This is a genomic window from Oryzomicrobium sp. (assembly GCF_021287045.1).
Lineage (GTDB): Bacteria > Pseudomonadota > Gammaproteobacteria > Burkholderiales > Rhodocyclaceae > Oryzomicrobium.
This window is the reverse complement of sequence record NZ_JAJTBG010000009.1, coordinates 86,216-112,249: the sequence shown is the minus strand read 5'-3', so window position 1 is coordinate 112,249 and position 26,034 is coordinate 86,216. Positions and strand designations below refer to the sequence as shown.

The window sequence follows — 26,034 nt, the reverse complement described above, 5'->3', positions numbered from 1 at the left end:
GGCTCCGCGAAGTTCGGCTTACTCGTCGTCGGACGAGTTGGGGCGGCGCAGCGGCGGCCGCTTGCCGACCTTGATGTTCACGTCCACTTCGCCCTGGCCGCGGCGCAGCTTGAAGGCCGCGCTCTGGCCAGGTTGCAGGCCGGCCACCAGGTTGAGCATGCTTTCCGGATCGTCCACCTTCCTGCCGGCCACGCCGATCAGGATGTCCCCCGGCTTGACGCCGGCCGCGTCGGCCGGGCCGCCGCGCACCACGCCCGAGATGAGGGCGCCTTCGTTGCTCGGCAGGCGGAACGAATCGGCCAGCTCCGGGGTGATGTCCTGGACCTCGACGCCGATCCAGCCCCGGGTCACGGTGCCGTGCTGGATGATCTGTTCCATCACCGCCTTGGCGGTGGAAACGGGAATGGCGAAGCCGATGCCCAGGGAGCCGCCGGAGCGGGAGTAGATGGCGGTGTTGATGCCGACCAAGTTGCCCGACGCATCCACCAGGGCGCCGCCGGAATTGCCCGGATTGATCGCCGCGTCGGTCTGGATGAAGTTCTCGAAGGTATTGATGCCCAGGTGGGAGCGGCCCAGGGCCGAGACGATGCCCATGGTCACGGTCTGGCCGACCCCGAAGGGGTTGCCGATGGCCAGTACCACGTCGCCTACCTTGACCGATTCCATCTGGCCGAAGGTGATCGCCGGCAGGGGGGCTTTATCGTCCACCTTCACCTGCAGCACCGCCAGGTCGGTATCCGGGTCGCTGCCGACGATGCGGGCCTTGCTCTTGCGCCCGTCGGCCAGGGCCACTTCGATGTCGTCGGCAGCCTCTACCACGTGGTAGTTGGTCAGGATGTAGCCGTTGGGGCTGACCACCACCCCGGAGCCCAGGCCCGAGGTTTGCTGCGGTTCGTTGTCGCTGTCGCCGAAACGGTCGCCGAAGAAGTGGCGGAACACCGGATCGTCGAGCAGGGGGTGGCGCGGCGTCTTCACTTCCTTGGTGGTGTAGATGTGCACCACCGACGGCAGGGCCACCCGGGCCGCCTCGCGAAAGCCGGAGGCGGCCGAAACCTGTTCGCTGCCGGCCACGACCTCGCGCAGGGCGACGATGCCGCTGCCGCGCCCCAGCCACTCGGGTTTGAGGGTCGAAACGACGAAGAGAACGGCAAGACTGATGGTCACCGTTTGTGCAAAAATCAGCCAGAACCTGCGCATGGGCGTGTGGGGAAAAAACGAGATGGATGAAATGAAGACAGCGAGAGGGGTGGAGTCGTTCTCCACGCCGATGATGGGGACGCGGGCCCCGACGATGCGGGGACGTCCGGAGGTGTACGGATGGCGATGACGACAACATCGGCGGCCACCGCCGACGTGGTCCGCTACCTCGATGAAACCCTGGAAGCGGCGCGGTTCAAGGATTATTGCCCAAACGGTCTGCAAGTGGAAGGCCGGCCCCGGATCGGCAAGGTCGTCGCCGGAGTGACCGCCTGCCAGGCGCTGCTCGATGCGGCGGTGGCCCGGGGGGCGGACGCGGTGCTGGTGCACCACGGCTATTTCTGGCGCGGCGAGAATCCGGCCCTGGTGGGCATCCGCCAGCGGCGCATCAAGACGCTGCTCGACCACGACATCAACCTGCTGGCCTACCACCTGCCCCTGGACGCCCACCCGGAGTTGGGCAACAACGCCCAGCTGGCCCGGCGCCTGGGCCTGGTGGCGGAAGGGCGTTTCGGTGAGCAGGATATCGGCTGGATCGGCCGCCCCGACGTTGAGTTGACCCTGTCCGGCCTGGCCGGGCGGGCGGCACAGGCCCTCGACCGGCTACCGCTGGTGGTCGGCGAGGACAAGCCTTTGCGCCGCATCGCCTGGTGCACCGGCGGCGCCCAAGGCTACCTGGAGGCCGCCATCGCTGCCGGGGCCGATGCTTACATCTCCGGCGAGATTTCCGAACCCACGGTGCACCTGGCCCGGGAGAGCGGCGTCGCCTACCTGGCCTGCGGCCACCATGCCACCGAGCGCTACGGCGTCCAGGCCCTGGCCGCCAGGCTGGCGGAGCAGTTCGGGCTGGAATGGGAATTCGTCGACATCGACAACCCGGTCTGAGTCCCGGTTTTTTCGCCCGACCCACAACAACACCCCAAGACCCCACGGAGAACCCCCATGAGCTTCGTCCTGCCCCGTCCCGAATTCCCCAGCCTGGCCGTGGCCGGCAGCACCGGCCGTTTCCCCCTGCGCCGCGTCTTCTGCGTCGGCCGCAACTACGCCGACCACGCCCGGGAGATGGGCCACGATCCGGACCGGGAGCCGCCGTTTTTCTTCTACAAACCCACTGACGCGGTGGTGCCCTGCGACGCTGCCACAGCAGCGGTGGCCGTGGCCTATCCGCCGGCTACCAAGGACCTGCACCATGAAGTCGAACTGGTGGTGGCCCTCAGCGACGGGGGGCGGGACATTCCGGTGGACCAGGCTCTGGGCAAGGTGTTCGGCTACGGCGTCGGCCTGGACCTGACCCGCCGCGACCTGCAGGCCCGGGCCAAGGAAAAGGGCCACCCCTGGGACATGGGTAAGGGCTTCGACCAATCGGCGCCGGTGTCCGCCCTGGCGCCGGCCTCGGCTATCGGCCACCCGTCCGCCGGGGCCGTCACCCTGGCGGTGAACGGCCAGGCGCGCCAGCGGGGCGATCTCAACCAGATGATCTGGACCATTCCCGAAGTCATCGCCAACCTCTCCACTCTGGTGGAGCTGCGTGCCGGCGACCTGATCTTCACCGGCACGCCGGCCGGGGTGGCCGCCGTGGTCCGGGGCGACCGCCTGGAGGGGCGGGTCGAGGGCGTCGGTGGCCTGACCGTGACTTTTGCCTGATCCCCGGCGCGTGAACGGCGTGCCAATTGTGCCGCGGTGTGGCATCCGTCATACCGCGGCGGTGCTGGCATCGTGTATATAGGGCCATGACTTCCCACGCCCTGTCCGCTTTCCCTTCGGCCCTTCCGGGAGGCGCCGGGGCGTCATGAGGTTCAAGACCCAGTCCACCCTGATCCTGTCTCTGATCGTTGCCGCGCTGCTTGGGATCGGCGCCCTGGTCCAGCTGCAGCTGACCCAGGAGCGCCTGCGCCAGACTCTGGCCGATCAGCAGTTCACCCTGGTGACCCAGGTGGCGAGCGAGGTCGATGCGCGCATGCGCATCAGCACCGCGGCCCTGACCGCCGCCGCCGCGACGGCCGACACGGCGTTGCGCCAGGACCGGGCCATGGCCTTCCTGGCCGATCAGAAGGCACTCCAGGAACTCTTCGACGACCTGCTGCTGCTCACCCCCAACGGCGCGGTGATGGCCGACTATCCGCCCCTGGAAGGGCGGGTGGGCCTGCCCGGGGATAACTTCCGCCCCTATCTGCCTTATGGCCGCGATGCCGCCACTCCTGGCGGCGTGATCGTGCCGCCGCCCTACCGGGGGCCGGTCGTTCAGGAGCCGATCCAGGCCGTGCTGGTACCCGTGCCGACGCCCCAAGGCGGCGTGGCCGGCTACCTGGCCGGGTTGCTGCGGGTCAACCAGCCCAACTTCTTGGGCGGCCTGGCCACCCGGCCAGTAGGCAAGACCGGCCACTTCACGGTCGTCACCCAGAACCGCATCGCTCTGGTCAGCCGTTTCCCCGAGCGCATCCTCAAGGTGGCGGCGCCGGTGGGTGCCAACCCGCTGCTCGACCAGGCCCTGCACGGCTTCGAAGGCGTACGCGACGGCGTCACCAGCTACGGCCAGCCGGCCGTGCTGGCGTTCCGCACAGTCCGTTCCACCGGCTGGGTCGTGGGGGCGGTGCTGCCCACGGAGGAAGCCTATGCGCCAATCCGCGTGCTGCAACGGACCGTGGTGGCCTTCCTGGTCCTGGGCACCGCCCTGGTCGGGATTGCGGTGTGGTTCGGCGCCCGGCGCATCTTGGCGCCTCTGGCGCGGTTGCGCGGCCAAGTCCGCCTGCTGCGCGAGGACCCGGGCCATCCCCTGGCGTTCCCCGGGGCGCCGACCCCGGCCAGCCGCGACGAGATCGGCCGCATCGCCGAGGAGTTCCGCTCGATCTTGCAGGAACTGGCGGAGGCTCGCGGGCTGGCCGAGGAGCGGGCCAACGAACTGCAATCAATCCTCGACGCCAGCCCCATCGTCATCGGCCTGGTCCAGGACCGCCGCCTGATCCGGGTCAACCGGGTGTTCGAGACCATGTTCGGCTGGACCCCGGCCGAGGCCGCCGACCAGACGGTGGAACCCTATTACCTGGACCGCGAGGATTTCGAATCCTTCGGTCGGCAGCTCTATCCGGCGCTCGGCCATGGCGGGGTGGCCAAGTTCGAGCGGCGCTTCCGGCGCCGTTCCGGCCAGGTGTTCTGGGCCAATTTCTACGCCTGCCTGCTCGATGCGACCCAGCCCGCCCAGGGGCTGATCATCATGGTGGAGGACATCGACGAGCGCCGCTCCCGGGAAGAGGCGCTGCACGAGAGCGAGGCCCGCTACCGGCAGATGTTCGAGAACAATACGTCGGTGATGCTGCTGTCGGACCCGGCGGCCGGACGCATCGTCGATGCCAACCCGGCGGCGTGCCGTTTCTACGGCTATTCCCGGGACCGCCTCACCGGCATGTCGGTCTGGACCATCAGCGCCCTGGAACCGGCGGAGGTGGAGGCGGAAAAGCGCCTGGCCCACCAGGAAGGGCGCCCCTACTATCACCTGCGCCACCGCCTGGCCGACGGCGAGATCCGCGAGGTGGAAGTGCACGCCGGGGTCATGGAGGTGCGGGGTCGGCGGCTCACCTATTCGATCATCCACGACATCACCGCCCGCTGCCGGGCCGAGGCCCAACTGCAACTGGCGGCCACCGTCTTCGCCGGCTCCGGCGAGGGCATCGTCATCACCGATACCGGCAACCGCATCCTGTCGGTGAACAAGGCCTTCACCGCCATCACCGGCTACCAGCCCGACGAGGTGATCGGCCAGGACCCGCGCATCCTGGCCTCGGGCCGTCACGGCCCGGAGTTCTACGCCGCCATGTGGCAGTCCCTCAACTACCAGGGCAACTGGCAGGGGGAAATCTGGAACCGGCGCAAGGACGGCGAGGTGTATCCGGAATGGCTGTCGATCTTCGTGGTGGACGACGAAGCCGGCAGCCAGGCCGCCGCCTCCGGGAGCGCCGCGCGGCGCCATTACGTGGCGGTGTTCGCCGACATCACCGAGCGCAAGAATTCCGAGGCCCGCATTCGCCACCTGGCCGAGCACGACCCCCTCACCGACCTGCCCAACCGCACCCTGCTGGCCGACCGCCTGGTCCAAGCCCTGGGGCAGGCGGCCCGGGATCGGCGGCAACTGGCGGTGCTGTTCCTCGACCTGGACCGGTTCAAGAACATCAACGATTCTCTGGGGCACCAGGTGGGGGACGCCCTGCTGCGCCAGGTGGCCGGGCGCATCCAGACCGAGGTGCGCAGCACCGACACGGTGGCTCGTCCGGGCGGCGACGAGTTCGTGGTGCTGCTGCCGGAAATCGACTCGCCCCAGGACGCGGCGGTGGTGGCCGGCAAGCTGCTGACCTCGCTGGGACGGCCCTACGCGGTGGACGGCCACGACCTGATGGTGACCGTCAGCGTCGGCATCAGCGTCTTCCCTGATGACGGCCTGGATGCGGCGACCTTGGTCAAGAACGCCGACACCGCCATGTACCACAGCAAGGAATCGGGGCGGAACGCCTTCCATTTCTTCACCGCCGACATGAATGCGCGGGTGCTGGAGCGCCTGTCCCTGGAAACCAGCCTGCGGCGCGCCCTGGAGCGCGACGAGTTCATCCTGCACTACCAGCCCCAGGTCAGCCTGCGCCGCGGGGAGGAAGGACGGCTGGTGGGCATGGAGGCCCTGGTGCGCTGGCAGCATCCGGAACTGGGCCTGTTGCCGCCGGGGCGCTTCATCCCGGTGGCCGAGGACTGTGGCCTGATCATCGCCCTGGGCGAGTGGGTGCTGCGCGAATCCTGTCGCCAGGCCCGGGCATGGCAGTTGGACCGGGAAGCCCGGGGGCTGGTACCGGTGCCGGTGGCGGTGAATCTGTCCGCCCTGCAATTCCGCCATGCCGGCCTGGAAGAGACGGTGGCCCAGGCTCTGACCGATAGCGGCCTGCCGCCGGAACTGCTCGAACTGGAACTGACCGAGAGCATTATGATGCAAGACGGGGAGCGGGCGGTGGAGGTGCTGCACCGCCTCAAGGCGCGCGGCGTCAGCCTGTCCATCGACGACTTCGGCACGGGCTACTCGTCCCTGGCCTACCTGAAGCGCTTCCCCCTCGACAAGCTCAAGATCGACCGCACCTTCGTGCGCGACATCGCCAGCAGCGCCGACGATGCCACCATTGCTGCCACCATCGTCAACATGGCCCGCTCCCTCAAGCTGCTGGTGCTGGCCGAAGGGGTCGAGGCCGAGGACCAGCGCGATTTCCTGGCCGGCCTCGGCTGCGACTTCATGCAGGGCTACCTGATCAGCCCGCCGGTGGCGCCGGAACCCTTCCGCGACGCCTACCTGTTCCAGGAAACGGCCGGGGCCTGAGGAGCGGAGCCGGCCGGCGGGGAGTTGGTCCGCCGGCGGCGGGATCAGCGTGCCGAGGCCAGGATGGCTTCGGGAATCTTCTCTAGGGGCAGCACCGTCTTGGCGCCGCCCAGCTTAATCGCTTCCTTGGGCATGCCGAACACAACGCAGGTGGCTTCGTCCTGGGCCACCGTGTTGGCCCCGGCATCGGCCATCTCCTTGAGGCCCCGGGCGCCGTCGTCGCCCATGCCGGTCATGATGATGCCCAGCACGTTCTTGCCGGCGAACTTGGCGCAGGAACGGAACAACACGTCCACGCTGGGCCGGTGCCGGTTCACCAGGGGGCCGTCCACCACCTCCACGGTGTATTGGGCGCCGCTGCGCGACAGCAGCATGTGCTTGCCGCCGGGGGCGATCAGGGCCAGGCCGGGGCGTACCCGGTCGCCGTGCTTGGCCTCCCGCACCTCGATCTGGCAGAGGCTGTTGAGCCGTTCGGCGAACAGGGCGGTGAATTTTTCCGGCATGTGCTGGACCACCACGATGCCCGGGCTTACCGCCGGCAGCCTGGTCAGCACGGCCTCCAGGGCCTGGGTGCCGCCGGTGGAGGTGCCGATGGCGACGATCTTTTCGGTGGTGCCGATCATGGCCGCCCCCGTCCCCAGGCCCGGGGAGAGGATTGCGTCGGCGGTGAGTTTGGGCGGCACTTTGAGCACGCCATCGGCTCCTACGGTTGGCAGTGAGGGAATCAGTTTGCGCACGTTGGCCCGGGCGGCGGCCTTGACGGCGCCGACCAGGTCGGAATGGGCGTCTTCGAGAAACTGTTTGAGCCCCGCCTTGGGCTTGGTGATGATCGAGACGGCGCCGGCGGCCAGGGCGTCCATGGTGGCCTGGGCGCCCTTTTCGGTGAGGGACGAGCAGATCACCACCGGGGTGGGGCGCTCGGCCATGATCTTCTTGAGGAAGGTCAGGCCGTCCATGCGCGGCATCTCGATGTCCAGGACGATCACGTCGGGCCACTGGCGGCGCATGTGCTCCAGGGCGAAGAGCGGGTCCGGGGCGGCGCCGAGCACCTCGATGCCCGGGGCATTCGTCAGGGTTTGGCGGACGACTTGCCGCACCACGGCGGAGTCGTCCACGATCATGACCTTGATGGGAGTGCTCATGGGGATGTCCTTGGCAGATCGCGGGGGGCTTCCTGGAAGGCGAGCCAGGCGTCGCCGCTCCAGATGTCGAAAACCAGCTTGCGGTGGCCGTCGCCGCCCAGGTGGCGGGCGACGATGGGGATGCGGCGTTCCTTGAGCAGGGCTTCGGCCTGCTCGATGTTGCGCTGGCCTACTTCCAGCCCGGCCTTGGCCTCACGGCCGGGGAACATGTTGCCGCCGCCGAACACCTTGGCGACGAATTCGTCGGGGCGGCAGCCGGCGTGCCGGATGGCCGCGTCGAAGAGGGCCAGGGCGCCATCGGCGTAGCGGCCGTCCTGGGCGGTCATGGCCGCCTTGGCTGCCCGGGTCGGCAGCATGAAGTGGCACAGGCCGCCGATGCGGCGCTGGGGATGCCAGAGGGAAATGGCCACGCAGGAGCCGAGCAGGGTGCGGATGCGGGTCCGGCCGCCGCCGAAATGGAATTCCCCCGGATTGAGGAAGACCTCGGTCAGTGGTTCTGCCTCGGTGTTTTCTGCGGGATGTCGGGCGGGGGGCAAGGGCACGGGCGGCGGTGGCCTGGACGTCAGGGTTTGCGGTAGATGGTGGGGGCCACGCTTTTCAGGGTTTCGGAAATGCCGTTGAGGGTTTCCGAGTGTCCGACGATGAAGTGCCCGCCGGGCCTGAGCCTGGATGCCAGATTGGCCACGACCTGGCGCTTGGTTTCCAGGTCGAAGTAGATCATGACATTGCGCAGGAAGATTACATCACAGGTGGGTACGTCCGGCAGGGGAGCAATGAGGTTCACCGGGCGAAATGTCACATGTTCGCGCAATTCCCGGCCGATCATGAAGGTGCCGGCTTGGCTGCGCACCCCTTTCAGGCAGTACTTGCGCAGCAGGCCGGGGGGGATGCCGTCGGTGCGGTCCAGCGAGTAATGGCCGCGCTCGGCCCGGGCCAGCACCTGGCGGCTGATGTCCGAGCCGAAGATGCGCCAGGGGGCGTCGAGCCCCAGGGTTTCGGCCAGGACCATGGCCATGGTGTAGGCCTCTTCCCCCGAGGAGCTGGCGGCACTCCACACCTGGAAGGGGCGCTTGCCGTGCTCGGCGGCCACCTGGGCGAGGAAGTCGAAGTGCTTCGGCTCGCGGAAGAAATAGGTTTCGTTGGTGGTGAGCAAATCCACCATGCGCTGCTGCTCGTCGGCGTGCTGGCCCGAGGTGACCAGGCGATAGTAGTCGCCGTAGCTGGTCAGCCTCAGTTCCTTGAGGCGCCGCATCAGGCGCCCCGATACCAGCACCTGCTTACCGTCCGACAGGGCGATGCCGGCCAGGGAATAGATCAGGTCGCGGAAAAGGGCGAATTCCCGGGCCGTGAGGGCGCCGATCTCCCGGAAGGGCTGGGGGACCGCAGCCTCAGGCATCGTGAGTGGCGTGGCTGGCCTGGGCCGGGGCGCCGTCCAGGCTGGAGAGCAGGGCCAGTTCATCCACCGACAGCACTTTGGCCGCGTCGAGGATGATGACGAAGCGGCCGGCCACCCGACCCATGCCAGCGATGAAGTCGGTGCGCAGGCGGGCGCCGAAGGCCGGCGGTGGCTCCACGTCGCCGGCGGGGATGTCGAGGACCTCGGACACGGCGTCCACCACCACGCCGATGTCGTGGCGCAGGCCGTCCTCGCCGGTGGGGGCTTCCACGATGACGATGCAGGTGCGCTTGCCCACCGTGCTCTGGGCACCGCCGAAGCGGGCCGACAGGTCGATTACCGGTACCACGGCGCCGCGCAGGTTGATCACCCCGCGGATGAAGCCCGGCATCATGGGAATCTCGGTGACCTGGCCGTACTCGATGATTTCCTTGACGTTGAGGATGCCGATGGCGAACAGCTCGCCGCCCAGGGTGAAGGTGAGCACCTGGTGGGCGTCACCGGCGGCGGCCAGGGCTCCGGTGGGAGCCTGGGCGGGCAGGGTGGCGTGGGGAACGATCTGGCCCATGGCGATCTCCTCAGAAGCGTTCGAAGTCGCGCTCGTCGAGCGCGAGGGGGGCGGGGCGGGAGGCCGTGGGAACCGCCGCGCGGGGGGCCGCGCTGCTGCGCGGGGCGCTGGCGGCGGTGTTACGCGGAGCGCTGCGCTGGCCGTCCTCGGCGACGCGGAAGAAGAGCATCAGGCCTTGCAGTTGTTCGGCCTGGGCGCCCATTTCCTCGGCGGTGGCGGCCAGCTCCTCGGAGGCCGAGGCGTTCTGCTGGGTGGCCTGGTTGAGCTGGTTCATGGCCTGGTTGATCTGGTTGATGCCCGAGTTCTGCTCCTCGGAGGCCGAGGATATTTCCTGCACCAGGTCGGAGGTGCGGCGGATCGAGGGCACCATCTCATCGAGCAGGCGGCCGGCCTTTTCCGCCAGGCTGACCGAGGAGCCGGCCAGTTCGCCGATTTCCTGGGCGGCCACCTGGCTGCGTTCGGCCAGCTTGCGCACCTCGGCGGCCACCACGGCGAAGCCCTTGCCGTGCTCGCCGGCCCGGGCCGCCTCGATGGCGGCGTTGAGGGCCAGCAGGTTGGTCTGGTAGGCGATGTCGTCCACGATGCCGATGCGGTCGGCGATCTTCTTCATGGCGCTCACCGTCTCGGTCACGGCGACGCCGCCTTCACCGGCTTCCTGGGCGGCCTTGGCGGCCATGCCGTCGGTGACCTTGGCGTTTTCGGAGTTCTGGGTCACCGAGGCGGCGGATTGTTCCAGGGTGGAGGTGATTTCCTCGACGCTGGCGGCCTGCTCGGACGCCGACTGGGACAGGCTCTGGGCCGTGGCGGAAACCTGCTGGGAGGCGGAGGACAGGCCGTTGGCGGCGCCGCGCACCTCACCGATGATCTGGGACAGCTTGCCGACCATGTGGCCCATGGCCGACAGCAGCTGGCCGGTTTCATCCTTGTGCTGGGCGTCGAGGGTCAGGGTCAGGTCGCCTTCGGCCAGCCGGTTGGCGGCGGACACGGCTTCGCCCAGGGGACGGGTGATGCTGCGGGTGATGAACACGGCGAAGACCAGGGCGATCAGCACGGCCACGGCGGCGGCGATGATCAGCTGGGTGCGGGTGGCCTGGGCCAGGGCGTCGGCGGCCTTGCCGGCCTCCTGCATCGTCCTGGTCTCCTGGGCGATCAGGGCTTCCAGCTCCTTGAAGTAGGCCTGCTGGGTGGCGCGCATGTCGCCCATCATCACCGTCAGGGCTTCGCTGCGCTGGCTCTTTTCCATCAGGCCGATCAGTTTGCGCAGTTGTTCGGTGTAGGCGGCCCGGGCGGTCTTGACCTTCTCGATGGTGGCTTTTTCATCGGCAGTCTGGGCTTCCTTCTCCAGGAAGGCCATCTGCTCGGAAATGATTTTGCTGGCCGGCGGGATGCGGTCGGCTTCGTGCTTGATCGCTTCCTGGTTGTCGAGCAGCAGCATGTTGCGGGTGGTGCGCGCCGCCAGGTTGAGCTGGTCGATGATGGCGTTGGCCGCCACCACCTTGGGGAAGCGCTCGTTGACGATGCGGTTGATCTCGCCGTTGACCTGGTTCAGCTTGCCGACGGCCAGCAGTGAGATGGCGATCAGTAGGGCGAGCAGGGTGGCGAAGGCAATGCCAAGGCGCACACCGATGCGTAGGTTTCCGAACATAAGGGCTCCGATCAGAAGTTTGGGAATCTGGGTAAGGCGAAAACGAAGGGGGACTGTCGGATGTCAGTGGCTGGCCGGGCTGGCCGCCAGCGCCGGCAGGGCGTCGGGGCGGGCCGGGGCGGGCCGGCGTTGTTCCTCGGTGCGGCTGGCGATCTGCACCAGGGCCTGCACGTCCAGGATCAGGGCGACCTCACCGCTGCCCAGGATGGTGGAGCCGCCGATGCCGCGCAGGTTGCGGAAGAGGGCGCCCAGGGGCTTGATCACGGTCTGGAATTCGCCGAGCAACTGGTCCACCACCAGGCCGGCCTTCTGTCCGGCGATCTTGACTACCACCACGTTCTCCCGGACGGGCCGGGGGCCTTCGATGCCGAACAGGTCGCGCAGGCGGATGAAGGGCAGCACCTCGCCGCGCAGATTGATGACGTTGCGGGCGTCGGAATCGATCTGCAACTCCAGGCATTCCACCACCGCATCCAGGGGCACCACGTAGGCGGCGCGCCCGGCGCCGACCAGGAAGCCATCGATGATCGCCAGGGTGAGGGGCAGGCGGATGGCGAAGCGGGTGCCCAGGCCCGGTTCGGACTCGATGTCCACCCGGCCGCGCAGGGCGGTGATGTTGCGCTTGACCACGTCCATGCCCACGCCCCGGCCGGACAGGTTGGACACCTGGTCGGCGGTGGAGAAGCCGGGCTCGAAGATGAGGTGGTTGATCTCGTTGTCGGTGAGGGTCTGGCCCGGGGGCACCAGGCCCTTTTCCTGGGCCTTCTTGAGGATGCGTTCCCGATTCAGGCCGCCGCCGTCGTCGGCCACCTCGATGACGATGCTGCCCGAGTCGTGGAAGGCGTTGAGCAGCAGCCGGCCCCGGGCCGACTTGCCGGCGGCGAGGCGCGCCTCGGCGGATTCGACGCCGTGGTCCATGGCGTTGCGCACCAGATGCATCAGGGGGTCGCCGATTTTTTCCACGACGCTCTTGTCGAGCTCGGTCTCGCCGCCCTGGATCACCAGTTCGATGTCCTTGCCCAGTTCCCGGGAGACGTCGCGCACCACCCGCTGGAAGCGGCCGAAGGTCTCGCCGATCTGCACCATGCGCAGGGCCAGGGCCTGGTCGCGGATGTTCTCGACCAGGCGGCTGACCACTTCGGTGGCCTCGCCCAGGTCGGACAGCCCGGCCTTGGAGGCCAGCAGGTTCACCGCCGAGCCGGCGATCACCAGTTCGCCCACCAGGTCGATCAGGCGGTCGAGCTTGTCGGCCTGGATGCGGATCAGCCGGGCCTCGGCGGCCTTCTTGTCGGCCACCTGTTTCTGCTTGGCGGCGGCGGCTTCCACCACTTCGGGCTGGACCAGCTTCTGCTCGACCAGGATTTCACCCAGGGGCAGGTGGGCAGGTGCCGCTTCGGTATCCGCCGGGGCGGCCTGGAGGGTCAGCCCCTCGTCCAGCTCGGCCTGGGTCAGGGCGCCGATGCGCACCAGGATTTCGCCCAGGCGCAACGGGTCCTCGGGCAGGGCGGCGATCAGCTCGATGTAGTCGTTGACGCGGCTGTTGGGAGGCAGGATGCGCAGTTCGCATTCGTCCCGGACGAAGTCGAATACCTGCTCGATCTCGGCCTTGCCGGCGCCGCTGCGGAAGCGGATCTCGAAGCCCAGGTAGCAGTTTTCCGGGTCCATCTCGGCCGCCGGGGGCATGGCGTCGGACAGGGTTTCCAGGCTGTCGATGCTGCCCAGTGTGGCCAGGTAGCGCAGGAAGTTGAGCGGGTCCATGCCGCTCTTCAGCACGTTCTGGCCGAAGCGCAGGGAGATGTGCCAGCAGTCGCTGCCGGCCACCGGGCCGCCGCCGGAGGCGTGCACCGGGTCGATCTTTTCGGCCGGGTGGCCGGCCGTGGCGCCCAGCCAGTCGGTTTCCAGGCGGTGCTTCAGGTCCCGGCCCTCCAGGGCCAGATCGTCGGGCGGGGCCTCCTGGCCGGCCTCGAGCACGCCGATCAGGCTGGCCATGTGGTCAGAGCAGGCCAGCAGCAGGGCCACCAGGTCGCCGTTGGCCTGAATCTCGCTGTCGCGCATGCGCGACAGGACGCCTTCCACGGCATGGGTGAAATCCACGATGAAGGTGCATTCCACCGTGCCGGCCCCCCCCTTGACGGTGTGGGCGGCGCGGAAGATGCCGTTGATCAGGTCGTGGTCGGCCGGGTTGTCCTCCAGCTGGAGCAGGCCGGCCTCCATGGCGGCCACCTGTTCGCGGGCCTCCTGGGCGAAGACGGCGAGCAGTTCATCCATGCTGGGGTTCTCCTTCCCGGGCGGAAATGATCAGGGGGTCGCCGAAGTGGGCGGCCATGCGGTAGAAATCGATGACCTCGCGCACCGCCGGGCTGTGGGCGACGATGCGGGCGGCGCAGCCCCGGGTGGAGGCCTCGCGCTTGGCGAGCAGCAGCAGCTGGAAACCGGCGGTGTCGATTTCGGCCACCAGGGAGAGGTCGATTTCCAGGTCCTGGCCGGCGTCCAGGGCCTCAAGCAACTGGGCCTTCTGGGCGGCGGCGTTGTAGATGGTCATGTCGTCGGTGAAGGTCAGGCGCAGGGGGGCGGGCATGGCGGGCCTTGGCGTGCGTCGGTGGGGGTCAGAATAGCTCGACCTGGGGCGGGGCGCTGGCGGTCTTGCCGCCATCGGTGGTGGAAGCGTGGCCCAGGGCCTTGGCGTGGGTTTCGCGCTGGCGCTGCATCACGTATTTGCCGTACAGGTCGTTGAGGTGTTCGGCCAGGGGGCGGTAGGCCAGGGTCTCGTCGTCGGACTGGCGCAGCCGCTCGCACAGCAGCTTGGCGTGGGCCGCCAGTTCGCTCAGGGCTTCGCCGATCTGTTCGAGCTGCTGCCGGGTGACGTCCTGGAACTGCACGCTGGCCACGGCCTCGACAAACATCTGGGCCAGCTCGCCGCTGGACTGGCGGATGGTGCTGAGCACCACGGCCTCGCTGCGCATCAGTTCCTCGTAGCGGCTGCCCAGGTCGTCGAGCCGCTCGGCGAAGGTTTCCAGGGCGTTGCGCTCCTTGTCCAAGCTGGAGTTGGAAAGCTTGTCCTGGAACTGGGTGGCGATGGATTCGGCCACGCCGGAGATGCCCTGGTTGATCTTCTGTACCGCGGCCTCGGTCTCCGAGGACAGCTTGCGCACCTCGTCGGCGACCACGGCGAAGCCGCGGCCGGCCTCGCCGGCCCGAGCGGCTTCGATGGCGGCGTTGAGGGCCAGCAGGTTGGTCTGAGCGGCGATGTCCTTGATCAGGCCGGTGAGGGTGCCCAGCTCTCGGGCGTCGGTGACCACCTGGTTGACCCGGTGCTGGTCCCGTTCCGCCTCCTCCAGGCGGTTCTGGATATAGGAGCGCATTTCCGACATCAGGTGGGTGTTGTCGGAGATGCGGGCCTCGGCCGACTCGATACGCTGCGCCGCTTCGTCGGAACTGGCCTGGACGAAGTCGTTGAGGCGGGTCACCACATCGTCGATGGATTGCAGCCGCTCGGTGATCTGGTAGGCGGCGCCCTCGGTTTCGGCAACCACGTCCTTGAGTTGGCCGCGCAGCACGTCGTTGAAGGCGGGCACGCCTTCCAGTTCGGCCGCCACCTCGTCGGTGATGGTGCGCACGGCGCTGCCCTTGGCCGTCATGTCCTGGGCGGCGGTTGCCATGCCGTAGGCGTAGTCGCGGAAGAAGGCGATGGACACCAGGCGCTGGCCGAGAAAGGCCGCGGCCAGGATCACCACGGTGCCCACCGCGTCGCCCAGGGGCTGGGCGATGCCGAGGCCGGTCAGAAGCTGGTCGTGGAACCAGTCGTGGGCGAAGAAGACGATGATCGCCGCGCTCAGGGCCACGGCCAGGTAGACCAGGGTGATCCGTCCGAACAGGGACTGGGGCATCGGTAAAGCTCCTAGGCGGACAGGGGTTAGCGCAGCACCAGCTTGATGGTGTTGAGCAACTGGTCCGCGGTGGCGGGTTTGACGATCCAGCCCGAAGCGCCGGCGGCCTTGGCCTCGAGGCGCTTGCTTTGCTCCGACTCGGTGGTGAGGAAGAGGATGGGCATGAAGCGGCAGGCCGGCAGCTTGCGCACTTCCTTGATGAACTCGATGCCGTTCATGCCGGGCATGTTGAGATCGGTGATGAGCAGGTCGGCCTTGGTGAGGATGCTGGAGATGCTGAGCAGGATGGTGGCGGAGTCGTCCACCAGGAATATTGTTTTCATGCGCTGTTTCCCGTGAATGGAGCGTTCTTGGGCGGTGCGGGGCAGGAAGGGCAGGCCGCTTGCAGGGCGAATAATAGCGCCCATTTCCGGGGCGCCGGGGGGTGCCGGCCGCCTTTTTTCGTGCGGATTGCATGCCGACCGGAGTATGGCGGCGCTTTTGCTACGGAAATGTTGTTAGCGTAATTTGATTCCATAATTATGCATACAAAAACAGGCGGGTTGTTTTTCGGCTTGTGTTAGAATGGCGGACTCCGTACCCGGGGGCCGGAGGGCGTTTGCGCCCGGTGCTTCGGGCCAATCGAACACCCTCGCCCCAGGAATCGACGCGATGCCCCTGCCTCCTCCGTCCGCGCCACGCCGGCGGATGCACCTCCGCCAGGTGGTGCTGGAAGGCTTTAAGCGTGACGATGGCCTGTGGGATATCGAGGCGCGCCTGACCGACACCAAGGACCACGACTACGCGTTGTCCTCCGGTGTGCGCCGCCAAGGCGAGGCAGTCCACGACCTGTGGCTGCGCCTGACCATCGATGCCCGCTTCTTCGTGGTGGATGCCGCGGCTTCCTCCGACGCCACGCCCTACATGGGCGACTGCGACCGCATCACGCCCGCCTATCGCGCCCTGGTTGGCCTGAACCTGTTCCAGGGGTTCCGTCAGGCGGTCAAGGAGCGTTTGGGCGGCACCCTCGGCTGTTCCCACCTCACCGAGCTGGCCCTGCAGATTCCCACCGCGGCCCTGCAAACCTACGCCAGCGAGATTACCGACAACGAAGACACCGGTCAGAAGCCTTTCCAGCTCGACCGGTGTCATGCTTTGGAGACCACCTCCCCGGTGGTCCGGCGCTACTATCCGCGCTGGTACCGGGGCGGCCTCCCTTCCGAGGCGGGGGCTTCCGCCTCGCTCTCGGCTGTTGCCCTGCAACAACCAGCGCCAGTTTCGGCCGCGGCGACCGGGGTCCGTTCCGCCTGCAAGGGCGAGGCGGGCAACGATCCGGCGCGCTGCTGCCAATCGGTCGGGTAGGAAGCGGTACCTACAGCTTTCGCCTGCATTTGCTCCGCAACTCAACTCAAGCAAGGAAATCGCATGAAGATCCACGAATATCAGGGGAAAGAGATCCTGAGAAAGTTCGGCGTGACCACGCCGCGCGGCACCCCTGCCTTTTCCGTCGATGAAGCCGTCAAGGCCGCCGAGGAACTGGGTGGCAAGGTGTGGGTCGTCAAGGCCCAGATCCACGCCGGCGGTCGCGGCAAGGGTGGCGGCGTGAAGGTCGCCAAGTCCCTGGATGAAGTGCGTCAGTACGCGAGCCAGATCCTGGGCATGCAGCTCAAGACTCACCAGACCGGCCCCGAAGGCCAGAAGGTCAATCGCCTGCTGATCGAAGAAGGCGCCGACATCAAGAAGGAATACTATCTGGCCGTGCTGACCGACCGCGCGACCCAGAAGGTTGCCGTGATGGCCTCCTCCGAAGGCGGCATGGACATCGAGGAAGTGGCCCACGCTACCCCCGAGAAGATTCTCAAGGAATTCGTTGATCCCCTGGTCGGCATCACCGACCAGCAAACCCTGAATCTGGCTCAGGGCATCGGCGTGCCTGCCGACTCCGTCGCCAAGGCCCAGGCCGAGATCAAGAAGCTGTACCAGTGTTACATGGAGACCGATGCCTCCCTGGCGGAAATCAACCCGCTGATCCTGGAAGGCAACGGCAACATCAAGGCCCTGGACGCCAAGTTCAACTTCGACTCCAACGCCCTCTATCGCCATCCCGAGATCGTCGCCTACCGTGACCTGGATGAAGAGGACGCCGACGAAATCGAAGCCTCCAAGTTCGACCTGGCCTACATCTCCCTGGACGGCAACATCGGCTGCCTGGTGAACGGTGCCGGCCTGGCCATGGCCACCATGGACACCATCAAGCTGTTCGGCGCCGAGCCGGCCAACTTCCTGGACGTGGGCGGCGGCGCCACCACCGAGAAGGTCACCGAAGCCTTCAAGATCATGCTCAAGAACCCCAAGGTCAAGGGCATCCTGGTGAACATCTTCGGCGGCATCATGCGCTGCGACACCATCGCCACCGGCGTGGTCACCGCTGCCAAGGAAGTGAAGCTGTCCGTGCCGCTGGTGGTCCGCATGAAGGGCACCAACGAAGACCTGGGCAAGCAGATTCTGAAGGATTCCGGTCTGCCGATCATCGCCGCCGACACCATGGCCGAAGCGGCCGAGAAGATCGTCGCTGCGGTCAAGTAAGGAGTTATTGAATGTCCATCCTGATCAACAAAGACACCAAGGTCATCACCCAGGGCATCACCGGTAAGACCGGCCAGTTTCACACTGAGAAGTGCCAGGAATACGCCAACGGCAAGAACTGCTTCGTCGCCGGCGTGAACCCCAAGAAGGCGGGCGAGAAGATCTTCGACATCCCCATCTACGGTTCCGTCAAGGATGCGGCCGCTGACACCGGTGCCACCGTTTCCGTGATCTACGTGCCGCCCGCCGGCGCCGCTGCCGCCATCTGGGAAGCCGTCGAGGCCGACCTGGATCTGGCCATCTGCATCACCGAAGGCATCCCCGTCCGCGACATGCTGGAAGTGCGCAACAAGATGAAGGCCAAGGTTGCCGCCGGCGGCAAGGAAACCCTGCTGCTCGGCCCCAACTGCCCCGGCCTGATCACCCCCGATGAAATCAAGATCGGCATCATGCCCGGCCACATCCACCGCAAGGGCCGCATCGGCGTGGTTTCCCGCTCCGGCACCCTGACCTACGAAGCCGTGGCCCAGCTGACCGAAATCGGTCTCGGCCAGTCTTCCGCGGTCGGTATCGGCGGCGACCCGATCAACGGCCTCAAGCACATCGACGTGATGCGCATGTTCAACGACGATCCCGACACCGACGCTGTGATCATGATCGGTGAGATCGGCGGTCCGGACGAGGCGGAAGCCGCCATGTGGTGCAAGGCCAACATGAAGAAGCCGGTGGTCGGCTTCATCGCCGGCGTCACCGCCCCTCCGGGCAAGCGCATGGGCCATGCCGGCGCCCTGATCTCCGGCGGTGCCGACACCGCCGATGCTAAGCTCGCCATCATGGAAGAGTGCGGCTTTAAGGTGACCCGCAACCCGTCCGAAATGGGTCGGTTGCTCAAGTCCCTGCTGTAACATCGCGACTAGCCGGGGCCACGGGCCCCGGTGCGCGCAAGGGCGGGCCGTCGTGCCTGCCCTTTTTCGTTGTGCCGCGCGTTGTGCCCTGGACGGGCTCCGGCTTGTCCCCATCCCTACGATTCCCCCGCGAACAGGCTTCGATTCCGCGTATGAGCGTCGCCCTCGACAACCCCGCCTTCTGGGCCGCCGTGGCCCAGATCATCATCATCGACATCCTGCTCTCGGGCGACAACGCCGTGGTCATCGCCCTGGCCTGCCGCAACCTGCCCCAGCGCGAGCGCCGCCTCGGCGTGCTGTGGGGCGTGGCCGGCGCCCTGGGGTTGCGGGTGCTGTTCACCTTCTTCGCCACCAGCCTGCTCGACCTGCCCTTCCTCAAGATCATCGGCGGACTGCTGCTGCTGTGGATCGGCATCAAACTGATCGTCCCGGAAACCGAGGAAGAGCACGACCTGCCGGCCTCCGAACACCTGTGGGGTGCGGTGCGCACCATCATCGCCGCCGACTTCGTCATGAGCCTGGACAACGTGGTGGCCGTGGCCGCTGCCGCCGAGGGCAGTCTGCCCCTGATCGTGTTCGGCCTGGCGGTCAGCGTGCCCTTCATCATCGGAGCCAGCCAGGGGGTGATGAAGCTGATGGACCGTTACCCGGCCATCATCATGGCTGGCGGCGGCCTGCTCGGCTGGGTGGCCGGCACCATGCTGGTCACCGATCCGGTGACCCATCCCTACCTGGACAAATTGCTCGGCGCCGAGGCGCCTGGCGCGCCGTTCCATCACTGGCTGGGTGGTGCTCTGGGCGCCGTGCTGGTGGTGGCCCTGGGACGCTGGCTGGCGTGGCGCCAGGACGTGCGCGCCGCAGAGGCCGACGAGGGCTGAACGGCGGCTGCCTCCCCGCCAAGAGCGGGGCGTAAAACAATGAGCGGCCGCGGTACCGGGCGCTGGGCCGCGGGTGAAGAGACTGGGAATTTTCCGGTGCGACGGAATGCACAGTGGCGCTCCCTCCCCGTTTGACGGGGCCGGAAGGGCGCTGCCACAATTCCGGCACGGCATGGGGCCGATGGAGCGGGGGAATATGGCGAAGCTGGTTCTTTCCATGGATGGTCTGGTGCTCAAGGAAGTGGAATTGAGCACGCAGCGCATTTCCATCGGCCGCAAGCCCAGCAACGACATCCAGATCGAGAATCTGGCCATTTCCGGCGAGCACGCCGCCATCGTCACCGTGCTCAACGATTCCTTTCTGGAAGACCTGGACAGCACCAACGGCACTCTGGTGAACGGCCAGCCGGTGAAGAAGGTGGTGCTGCAAAGCGGCGACGTGATCGAACTGGGCAAGTACAAGCTCAAGTTCTTCAATGCGCCGCCGGGGCCGGGCGACCCGGCCAGCTACGGCGAGGCCCTGGCGGTGGACAGCCAGGTGCCAGGGGGCGAGGGCAAGTCGACCGAGTCGGCCTTTGCCCGCAGCTACACGACCCGTGCCCAATCCTCTGCGCCTGCGGCGGCTGCATCGCAGCCGAGCGGTACCGCTCCCGGCGCGGCCACGGCCGGCGGCGCCTACCTCGAAGTGCTCAACGGCAACAACCAGGGGCGCCGGCTCGGGCTCGACAAGGACAAGACCACCCTGGGCAAGCCCGGGGTCCAGGTGGTGCTGGTGCTGCGCGAGCCCGATGGCTACGCCCTCCGCTACGTGGAAGGCCCGCACCACCCCCTGGTCAACGACCGGCCGGTGACTGCGCCGGTCCAACGTCTGGCCAATGGCGACATCATCGAGATCGCCGCTGTGCGCATGGCCTTCCGCCTCGGTTCCGGGAGCGGTGTGGCATGAAAGTCCGCGTGCTCGGCTGTAGTGGCGGCATCGGCGGGGGGCACTTGCGTACCACTGCCTTCCTGGTGGACCACGACATCCTGATCGACGCCGGCACCGGCGTCGCCGAATTGTCCCTGGCCGAACTGGCGGCCATCGACCACGTCTTCCTCACCCACGCCCACCTGGACCACATTGCCTGCCTGCCGCTGCTGCTCGACACGGTGATGGATCGTCGCGACGGCCGGCCGATCACCGTTCATGCCCCCCAGGCGGTGATCGATACCCTGGCCCGGCACATCTTCAACTGGGAGGTGTGGCCCGATTTCGCCACCATTCCTGCGGCTGCTCCCATGCTTTGCTACGCCCCCATCGAGGCGGGCGAAGCCTGGTCTGACGGTGCCCGGCACGTTACCGCCCTACCGGCGGAGCACACCGTGCCCACGGTCGGCTACCATCTGGCCGGCACCCGGGGCAGCTTAGTGTTCACCGGCGACACCACCCGCAATCCGGCCCTGTGGCCTCTGCTGAATGCCATCGCCGACCTGCGCGTACTGGTCATCGAGTGCGCCTTCCCCAACCGGGAACGGCAACTGGCCGAACTGTCGAAGCATCTCTGCCCAGCCCTACTGGCGGAGGAGCTGGTGCACTACGCGGGGGGCGCCGAAGTCTTCGTCACCCACCTCAAGAGCGGCCAGATCGAGGAAACCATGGCTGAACTGGAGTCCTTGGCCGTCGCCGTAGCGCCGCGCATGCTGCGGCACAACCAGGCGTTCGATCTGTAGCCTGGGGCGTCACTACTCCCGGGAAGCGGCCGGCTTGATGGCTTGCCGGCATTCAGGCCAAGGGGACTGGCGGACTGGTTGCGCATGACGAAGGAGGAATCGGGTGGAGCTGGGCAATCACATCACCGCTTCGCCAGTAGATATGGCGCTTTCGGTGGGTGCCTACGACGATCTGGAGCGCCCGGCTGGAGCGCCTCAACGACATCGGCGCCGCCCTTTCCAGCCAAACCGATCTGCCCGGGTTGCTGGAGCGCGTGCTGGTGGCGGCCAAGGACATCACCCGCACCGGTGGCGGAACCTTCTACCTGTGCTCGGACGATCGCAGTCGCCTGCGCTTTGCCATCCCGCGTAACGACTCCCTGGGTCTGTCTTTCAGCGGTAGCGCCGGGAGGCGCCCGGAGAGCGTTTCCCCGATCTGCCGCTACGCCGCGCCGACGGTAGTCCCAACGACAACCTGGTGACCGTCTACTGCGACCTCAACGCCTGCACGGTCAATATCAGCGACGCCTATGCGGCCGCAGGCTTCGATTTTTCCGGCACGCGCAACTTCGACGCGCGCAACGGCTACCGTTCCCGCTCCTTCCTGACCGCACCCCTGAAGGATCACGAGAACGAGGTGATCGGCGTTCTCCAGCTCATCAACGCCCTAGACCGGGACGGGCGGTGCTGGCCCTTTACCGCCGCCGACCAGCGCCTGGCCAAATCCCTGGCCTCCCAGGCGGCCGTGGCCCTGACCAACCGGCAACTGGTCGGCCAGCTGTAAGAGCTGTTCGAGTCGTTCATCAGCCTGATCAACCAGGCCATCGACGATAAGAGCCCCTACACCAGCGCCCACCGCCAGCAAGTGCCCATTCTCACCGTGATGCTGACCGAGGCGGCGGACGCGGCCGGCGAAGGGCCCTTGGCCGATTTCCACTTGACTGAGCGGGACCGCTACGAACTGCGCATCGCCGCCCTGCTGCACGACTGCGGCAAGATCACCAGCCCCGTCCATGTGGTGGACAAGGTCACCAAGCTGCAAACCCTGTTCGACAGCATCGAGCTTATCGAGACCCGTTGCGAGGTCCTCAAGCGCGATGCCGAAATCGCCTTTTTGCGCGCCATCGCCGCCGGCGCCGACGCGGTGGAGGCCCGGCAGATTCAGGCCCGGGACGTGGCGGAAATCGATTCCGCCCGGGATTTTCTGCGCGGGGCGAACCGGGGCGGCGAGAGCACATGAGCCATACCGGCCAGGCCCGGGTGCGCGCCCTGGCGACCCATTGGGGGGGGGCCGATCCAGCCGGGTGGCAGCGCGATTTTCTCAGCGCCGACGAAGTCGAGAATCTGACGATTCCCCCCGGCACCCTGACCGAGGCCGAGCGGGAAATCATCAACCACCACATCGTTGCCACCATCCGCATGCTCGAAGCCCTGCCCTGGCCCAAGCACCTGAGCCACGTTCCCGAATACGCAGGCGGCCACCACGAGCTCATGGACGGCAAAGGCTACCCCCGGGGCCTGACCCGCGGTCAGATGAGCTGGCAGGCCCGCATGATGGGCATCGCCGACGTCTTCGAAGCCCTCACCGCCGGCGATCGGCCCTACAAACCCGCCATGTCCATGGACGAGGCGGTGCGGATACTCCAGCGTTTCAGCGACGACGGCCACCTGGACCCCGATCTGGTCTGGCTCTTCCTGGATGCCGGGCTTCCCCAGCGCTATGCCGCGTATTTGGAGGGTGGGGGGTGACGTAATGCGTTAGGGGGGGTGACGGTTTACGTCACGTTTGGCGGTGAAAATTACAGGGTGACCCTTGGTGTCGGATCGGAGCCCCTTGTTCCAAGGGAATATTTCACATAGATACGTACTTGGCACGGAGGCTGCATAAGAAAAAGCAACCTCCCCGGAGGCCAATTTCTAAACGGAGAACTGTCATGACCATGATGAAGAAAGCCCAAGCCGGCTTCACCCTGATCGAACTGATGATCGTTGTGGCGATCATCGGTATTCTGGCTGCCGTGGCTCTGCCGGCTTACCAGGATTACACCACCCGCGCCAAAATGAGCGAGGTTTTGGTGATGGGCGAGCCCGCCAAACTTGCCGTTGCCGAAACGAGTTCTTCTTTGGGCGGGCTGGCGCAGGTTACGGCCGCAAACTCCGGCTATACCTTCCCGGGCGCAACCAAGTATGTTTCGGGCGTGGCCATTACGGATACAACTGGTGTCGTTACGATTACTTCGACGGTTCCTGGTGCTACCGGCACGGTAACTCTGACCCCCGCGGACGTTGGTAGCGGTCAACTGCGCTGGACGTGTGCTTCTAGCATTAACGCTAAGTTCCTGCCTGCCGAATGCCGTTAATGCTGCTGCCGCCAGCTCCTGATCTAAGTTCCTCTCGTGCGCTGCTGGGCTTCTAGCAGCGCAAGAAGAAGTATCTGTCGATCCCTACGTAGCGACGTCCGCTACGTAGGGATTTTTGTTTGGTTCTGTCGTAGTTGCAAGTGGTTACCTAAATTGAAGGACAAGGGGAAACGAGGAGGATCGGCGATGGACAGGGGTCACTTCCAGCATTGACCTGCTCCCCGAGATTAGTCCGGCCTTGATGTAGAGTCTGCCTCCTAGGGAGGCAGCATGAAGAAGCGTTTCACCGAAGAACAGATCATCGGCATCCTGAAGGAAGCCGAGGTCGGCCTGAAGGTGGCGGAGCTGTGTCGCAAACACGGCATCAGCGAGGCGACCTACTACAACTGGAAGGCGAAGTTCGGCGGCATGACCGTGTCGGACGCACAGCGCTTGAAGGGGTTGGAGACCGAGAATGGTCGGCTCAAGCGACTGCTGGCGGAAGCGATGCTGGACAACGCCGCCTTGAAAGAGGTCGTGGGCCGAAAGTGGTAGGCCCACAAGCCAAGCGGGCAGCAGTTTCGCATTTGATGGCAACGCAGCAGATGGGTGTCACGCGGGCTTGTGGGCTGATCGGCATTTCCCGGTCGCTGTATCGCTATCAAGGCAAGCGGCCAGCCGACGCGGAACTCAAGGAGCGGCTATGCGAGTTGGCGGCGCAGAAGCGGCGCTATGGCTACCGCCGTCTGCATGTCTTGCTCTGCCGGGAAGGCTGGGAAATCAACCGGAAGCGCACGTACCGGGTGTATCACGAAGCCGGCCTGATGGTGCGCCAACGAAAGTGTAAGCGCATTGGCAGCGGCTGGCAGAGAGTCGAGGGCTGCCGAAGTCGGTCACTGTCGATAACGGCCCCGAGTTCGCCGGCAAGGTGCTCGATGAATGGGCCTATAGCCAAGGGCTGCGCTTGAGCTTCATCGAGCTGGGCAAGCCGCAGCAGAATGCCTACATCGAAAGCTTCAACGGCAAATTCCGGGATGAATGCCTGAACGAGCACTGGTTTGTGTCGATGCGCCATGCCCAGCAGGTCATCGAAGACTGGCGGCAGGAATACAATGGCCAGCGCCCCCACAGCTCGCTGGGCTACCTGACGCCTAATCAATTTGCAGACAGTTTCTTAACCGCAGACTCTATGTCGATTGCAGACTAAATTGGGGAGCAGGTCAGCTACGGCAAGCCGGCCGTGGTGGCGCCGAATCGGCTGGAACAGCAGTTCGACGTGGAAGCGCCTAATCAGGTCTGGGTCATGGACATCACCTACATCCGGACCCACGAAGGTTGGCTTTACCTAGCCGTCGTGCTCGATCTCTTCTCACGGCAGGTGGTTGGCTGGTCGATGCAAGCGCGCATGGAGACAGGCTTGGCGCTCAATGCCTTGCTGATGGCCGTCTGGCGCCCGGCAGCCCACATCGGCCGTGACGATCCATTCCGACCAGGGCAGCCAGTTCAGCAGCCATGAATGGCAAGCGTTCCTGAAGGCGCACAACCTGGTGGCCAGCATGAGCCGGCGCGGCAACTGCTACGACAATGCAGTCGCCGAGAGCTTCTTCCAACTCCTCAAACGGGAGCGGATTCGCTGGAAGATCTACGCCGATCGCGAAGAAGCCCGGCGGGATGTCTTTGATTACATCGAGCTCTTCTACAACCCGAAGCGCCGCCACGGTTACACCGGCGGCTTGGCCCCCGTCGAGTTCGAGAAGCAGTATTTCAACCGGCTCGAGAGTATCTGCTGAAGCCGGGGCGATTCACTTCTCCTTTTACTGCTCCAGGCTGAGTTTGCTGCAAACGTCCTATCAAGTTGCCGAGTCAATGAGATCAGGGGCAATGACGCAACGAAGTACTAATTGCCCCTTACTTTGCCGCACCCGCTTGGTCAACCACCACACCGCGCCCTTCTTGATGCTCCACTCCGCCTCGTGCCCGCCCAGTAGCAGGGCGGCGATGCGGCCTAGGGTCGGTTGGTGTCCCACCACTAATACCGCGTTTCCGTAAGTGCTGCCGTCTGGCCAGCCGCAGGCGGCCAGGACGTCGGCGACGTTGGCGTTGGGTTTCAGGGCGTTCAGGGTTTCGAAGGGCATTTCCAGTGCGGTGGCGGTCTGCTGGGTGCGGACCGCCGGGCTGGCAAGGACGCGCAGACCTTTGGGGGCGTGAGCCTTGATCCATTTGGCCATGGCGGCGGCCTGTTTTTCGCCGCGGGGGGTGAGGCGGCGTTTCAGGTCGACCGGGCCGTCTTCGGCTTCGGCGTGGCGCCAGAGCAGCAAATCCATGATGACTCCCTCGCGCTGGAGCGCGTTCGGTTCGGTGGCAGGGGATGAAGCGGGCGCAAGGGTAGTCATGGCAGGTTATGGGGGTATTACGACCGCATGGGGCCGGTCGGATTCGCCTTCAAGCGTTTCGTGTCAGCGGGGGCTATGGTGCCGTC

Annotated in this window: 25 protein-coding genes and 2 pseudogenes; 16 read left to right on the top strand and 11 right to left on the bottom strand. The window is 66.3% G+C overall.

All coding sequences use genetic code 11. The annotated features are described in order from the left end of the window. Positions 1–18: 18 nt before the first annotated feature. Complete coding sequence (locus tag LWW89_RS11755) at positions 19–1,197, bottom strand: Do family serine endopeptidase (RefSeq protein WP_293264356.1); 1,179 nt, start codon at positions 1,195–1,197, stop codon at positions 19–21. A gap of 120 nt (positions 1,198–1,317) precedes the next feature. Here LWW89_RS11755 and LWW89_RS11750 point away from each other — a divergent pair, with 120 nt between their 5' ends. The 3 genes from LWW89_RS11750 to LWW89_RS11740 all read left to right on the top strand — a co-directional run bounded on the left by LWW89_RS11750 (position 1,318) and on the right by LWW89_RS11740 (position 6,541). Continuing rightward, positions 1,318–2,082 (top strand): Nif3-like dinuclear metal center hexameric protein, encoded by a 765-nt coding sequence (locus tag LWW89_RS11750; RefSeq protein ID WP_293264354.1) that lies wholly within the window; start codon positions 1,318–1,320, stop codon positions 2,080–2,082. A gap of 57 nt (positions 2,083–2,139) precedes the next feature. Next, positions 2,140–2,841: a fumarylacetoacetate hydrolase family protein gene (locus tag LWW89_RS11745; RefSeq protein WP_293264352.1), complete on the top strand. Its 702-nt coding sequence runs from the start codon at positions 2,140–2,142 to the stop codon at positions 2,839–2,841. Positions 2,842–2,986: 145 nt separating this feature from the next. Next, on the top strand, positions 2,987–6,541 hold the full coding sequence (locus tag LWW89_RS11740) for an EAL domain-containing protein (protein WP_293264350.1): 3,555 nt from the start codon (positions 2,987–2,989) through the stop codon (positions 6,539–6,541). 44 nt (positions 6,542–6,585) lie between these two features. Here LWW89_RS11740 and LWW89_RS11735 read toward each other — a convergent pair whose 3' ends face one another. The 9 genes from LWW89_RS11735 to LWW89_RS11695 all read right to left on the bottom strand — a co-directional run bounded on the left by LWW89_RS11735 (position 6,586) and on the right by LWW89_RS11695 (position 15,502). Continuing rightward, the gene (locus LWW89_RS11735) at positions 6,586–7,683 is read right to left on the bottom strand and encodes a chemotaxis response regulator protein-glutamate methylesterase (RefSeq protein WP_293264348.1); all 1,098 of its coding nucleotides are present in this window, start codon (positions 7,681–7,683) and stop codon (positions 6,586–6,588) included. Beyond that, the gene (locus tag LWW89_RS11730; RefSeq protein WP_293264346.1) at positions 7,680–8,225 is read right to left on the bottom strand and encodes a chemotaxis protein CheD; all 546 of its coding nucleotides are present in this window, start codon (positions 8,223–8,225) and stop codon (positions 7,680–7,682) included. Before LWW89_RS11730 ends, LWW89_RS11735 begins: the two co-directional genes overlap by 4 nt. 20 nt (positions 8,226–8,245) lie before the next feature. Further along, entirely contained in the window at positions 8,246–9,079 is an 834-nt protein-coding gene (locus tag LWW89_RS11725; RefSeq protein ID WP_293264344.1) for a CheR family methyltransferase, read from the bottom strand. Further along, positions 9,072–9,647 (bottom strand): chemotaxis protein CheW, encoded by a 576-nt coding sequence (locus LWW89_RS11720; RefSeq protein WP_293264342.1) that lies wholly within the window; start codon positions 9,645–9,647, stop codon positions 9,072–9,074. The genes LWW89_RS11725 and LWW89_RS11720 overlap by 8 nt, the downstream gene beginning before the upstream one ends. A 10-nt stretch (positions 9,648–9,657) precedes the next feature. Continuing rightward, entirely contained in the window at positions 9,658–11,292 is a 1,635-nt protein-coding gene (locus LWW89_RS11715) for a methyl-accepting chemotaxis protein (protein WP_293264340.1), read from the bottom strand. A 63-nt stretch (positions 11,293–11,355) separates the two neighbouring features. Further along, positions 11,356–13,560, bottom strand: a complete 2,205-nt coding sequence (locus tag LWW89_RS11710; protein WP_293264338.1) for a chemotaxis protein CheA — start codon at positions 13,558–13,560, stop codon at positions 11,356–11,358. Beyond that, positions 13,553–13,870, bottom strand: coding sequence for an STAS domain-containing protein (locus tag LWW89_RS11705; RefSeq protein WP_293264336.1), 318 nt, complete (start codon positions 13,868–13,870; stop codon positions 13,553–13,555). The genes LWW89_RS11710 and LWW89_RS11705 overlap by 8 nt, the downstream gene beginning before the upstream one ends. A gap of 28 nt (positions 13,871–13,898) precedes the next feature. Continuing rightward, positions 13,899–15,179 carry a methyl-accepting chemotaxis protein gene (locus LWW89_RS11700; protein ID WP_293264334.1) on the bottom strand — a complete coding sequence of 427 codons (1,281 nt, stop codon included), beginning with the start codon at positions 15,177–15,179 and terminating at the stop codon, positions 13,899–13,901. A gap of 26 nt (positions 15,180–15,205) precedes the next feature. Further along, positions 15,206–15,502, bottom strand: a complete 297-nt coding sequence (locus LWW89_RS11695; protein ID WP_293264332.1) for a response regulator — start codon at positions 15,500–15,502, stop codon at positions 15,206–15,208. Between the two features lie 364 nt (positions 15,503–15,866). Between LWW89_RS11695 and LWW89_RS11690 the strand changes: the two genes are divergently transcribed. The 13 genes and pseudogenes from LWW89_RS11690 to LWW89_RS11630 form a co-directional block, all read left to right on the top strand. Next, on the top strand, positions 15,867–16,520 hold the full coding sequence (locus LWW89_RS11690) for a DUF2889 domain-containing protein (protein WP_365781575.1): 654 nt from the start codon (positions 15,867–15,869) through the stop codon (positions 16,518–16,520). A 63-nt stretch (positions 16,521–16,583) separates the two neighbouring features. After that, the gene (gene sucC, locus LWW89_RS11685; protein WP_293264330.1) at positions 16,584–17,744 is read left to right on the top strand and encodes an ADP-forming succinate--CoA ligase subunit beta; all 1,161 of its coding nucleotides are present in this window, start codon (positions 16,584–16,586) and stop codon (positions 17,742–17,744) included. An 11-nt stretch (positions 17,745–17,755) separates the two neighbouring features. Then, positions 17,756–18,649: a succinate--CoA ligase subunit alpha gene (gene sucD / locus LWW89_RS11680; protein ID WP_293264328.1), complete on the top strand. Its 894-nt coding sequence runs from the start codon at positions 17,756–17,758 to the stop codon at positions 18,647–18,649. Between the two features lie 152 nt (positions 18,650–18,801). Beyond that, entirely contained in the window at positions 18,802–19,527 is a 726-nt protein-coding gene (locus LWW89_RS11675; protein ID WP_293264326.1) for a TerC family protein, read from the top strand. Positions 19,528–19,723: 196 nt separating this feature from the next. Beyond that, on the top strand, positions 19,724–20,473 hold the full coding sequence (locus tag LWW89_RS11670) for an FHA domain-containing protein (protein WP_293264324.1): 750 nt from the start codon (positions 19,724–19,726) through the stop codon (positions 20,471–20,473). After that, on the top strand, positions 20,470–21,237 hold the full coding sequence (locus LWW89_RS11665; RefSeq protein WP_293264322.1) for a 3',5'-cyclic-nucleotide phosphodiesterase: 768 nt from the start codon (positions 20,470–20,472) through the stop codon (positions 21,235–21,237). Before LWW89_RS11670 ends, LWW89_RS11665 begins: the two co-directional genes overlap by 4 nt. Before the next feature lie 158 nt (positions 21,238–21,395). Continuing rightward, positions 21,396–21,698, top strand: coding sequence for a hypothetical protein (locus LWW89_RS11660; protein WP_293264320.1), 303 nt, complete (start codon positions 21,396–21,398; stop codon positions 21,696–21,698). Further along, the gene (locus tag LWW89_RS11655) at positions 21,695–22,000 is read left to right on the top strand and encodes a GAF domain-containing protein (protein WP_293264318.1); all 306 of its coding nucleotides are present in this window, start codon (positions 21,695–21,697) and stop codon (positions 21,998–22,000) included. Before LWW89_RS11660 ends, LWW89_RS11655 begins: the two co-directional genes overlap by 4 nt. 81 nt (positions 22,001–22,081) lie before the next feature. Then, positions 22,082–22,456, top strand: a complete 375-nt coding sequence (locus LWW89_RS11650; RefSeq protein WP_293264316.1) for an HD domain-containing protein — start codon at positions 22,082–22,084, stop codon at positions 22,454–22,456. Beyond that, a complete protein-coding gene (locus LWW89_RS11645; protein WP_293264314.1) occupies positions 22,453–22,965 on the top strand; it encodes an HD domain-containing phosphohydrolase in 513 nt (170 codons plus the stop codon). The genes LWW89_RS11650 and LWW89_RS11645 overlap by 4 nt, the downstream gene beginning before the upstream one ends. Positions 22,966–23,159: 194 nt before the next feature. Next, the gene (locus LWW89_RS11640; protein WP_293264541.1) at positions 23,160–23,576 is read left to right on the top strand and encodes a pilin; all 417 of its coding nucleotides are present in this window, start codon (positions 23,160–23,162) and stop codon (positions 23,574–23,576) included. Between the two features lie 270 nt (positions 23,577–23,846). After that, positions 23,847–24,762, top strand: a pseudogene (locus tag LWW89_RS11635) (IS3 family transposase). Positions 24,763–24,783: 21 nt separating this feature from the next. Beyond that, a pseudogene (locus LWW89_RS11630) lies at positions 24,784–25,345 on the top strand (IS3 family transposase); the annotation flags it as partial. Positions 25,346–25,405: 60 nt separating this feature from the next. Here the strand turns inward: LWW89_RS11630 and LWW89_RS11625 are convergent. Next, positions 25,406–25,879, bottom strand: a complete 474-nt coding sequence (locus tag LWW89_RS11625) for a histidine phosphatase family protein (protein WP_293264312.1) — start codon at positions 25,877–25,879, stop codon at positions 25,406–25,408. Positions 25,880–26,034: the final 155 nt, after the last annotated feature.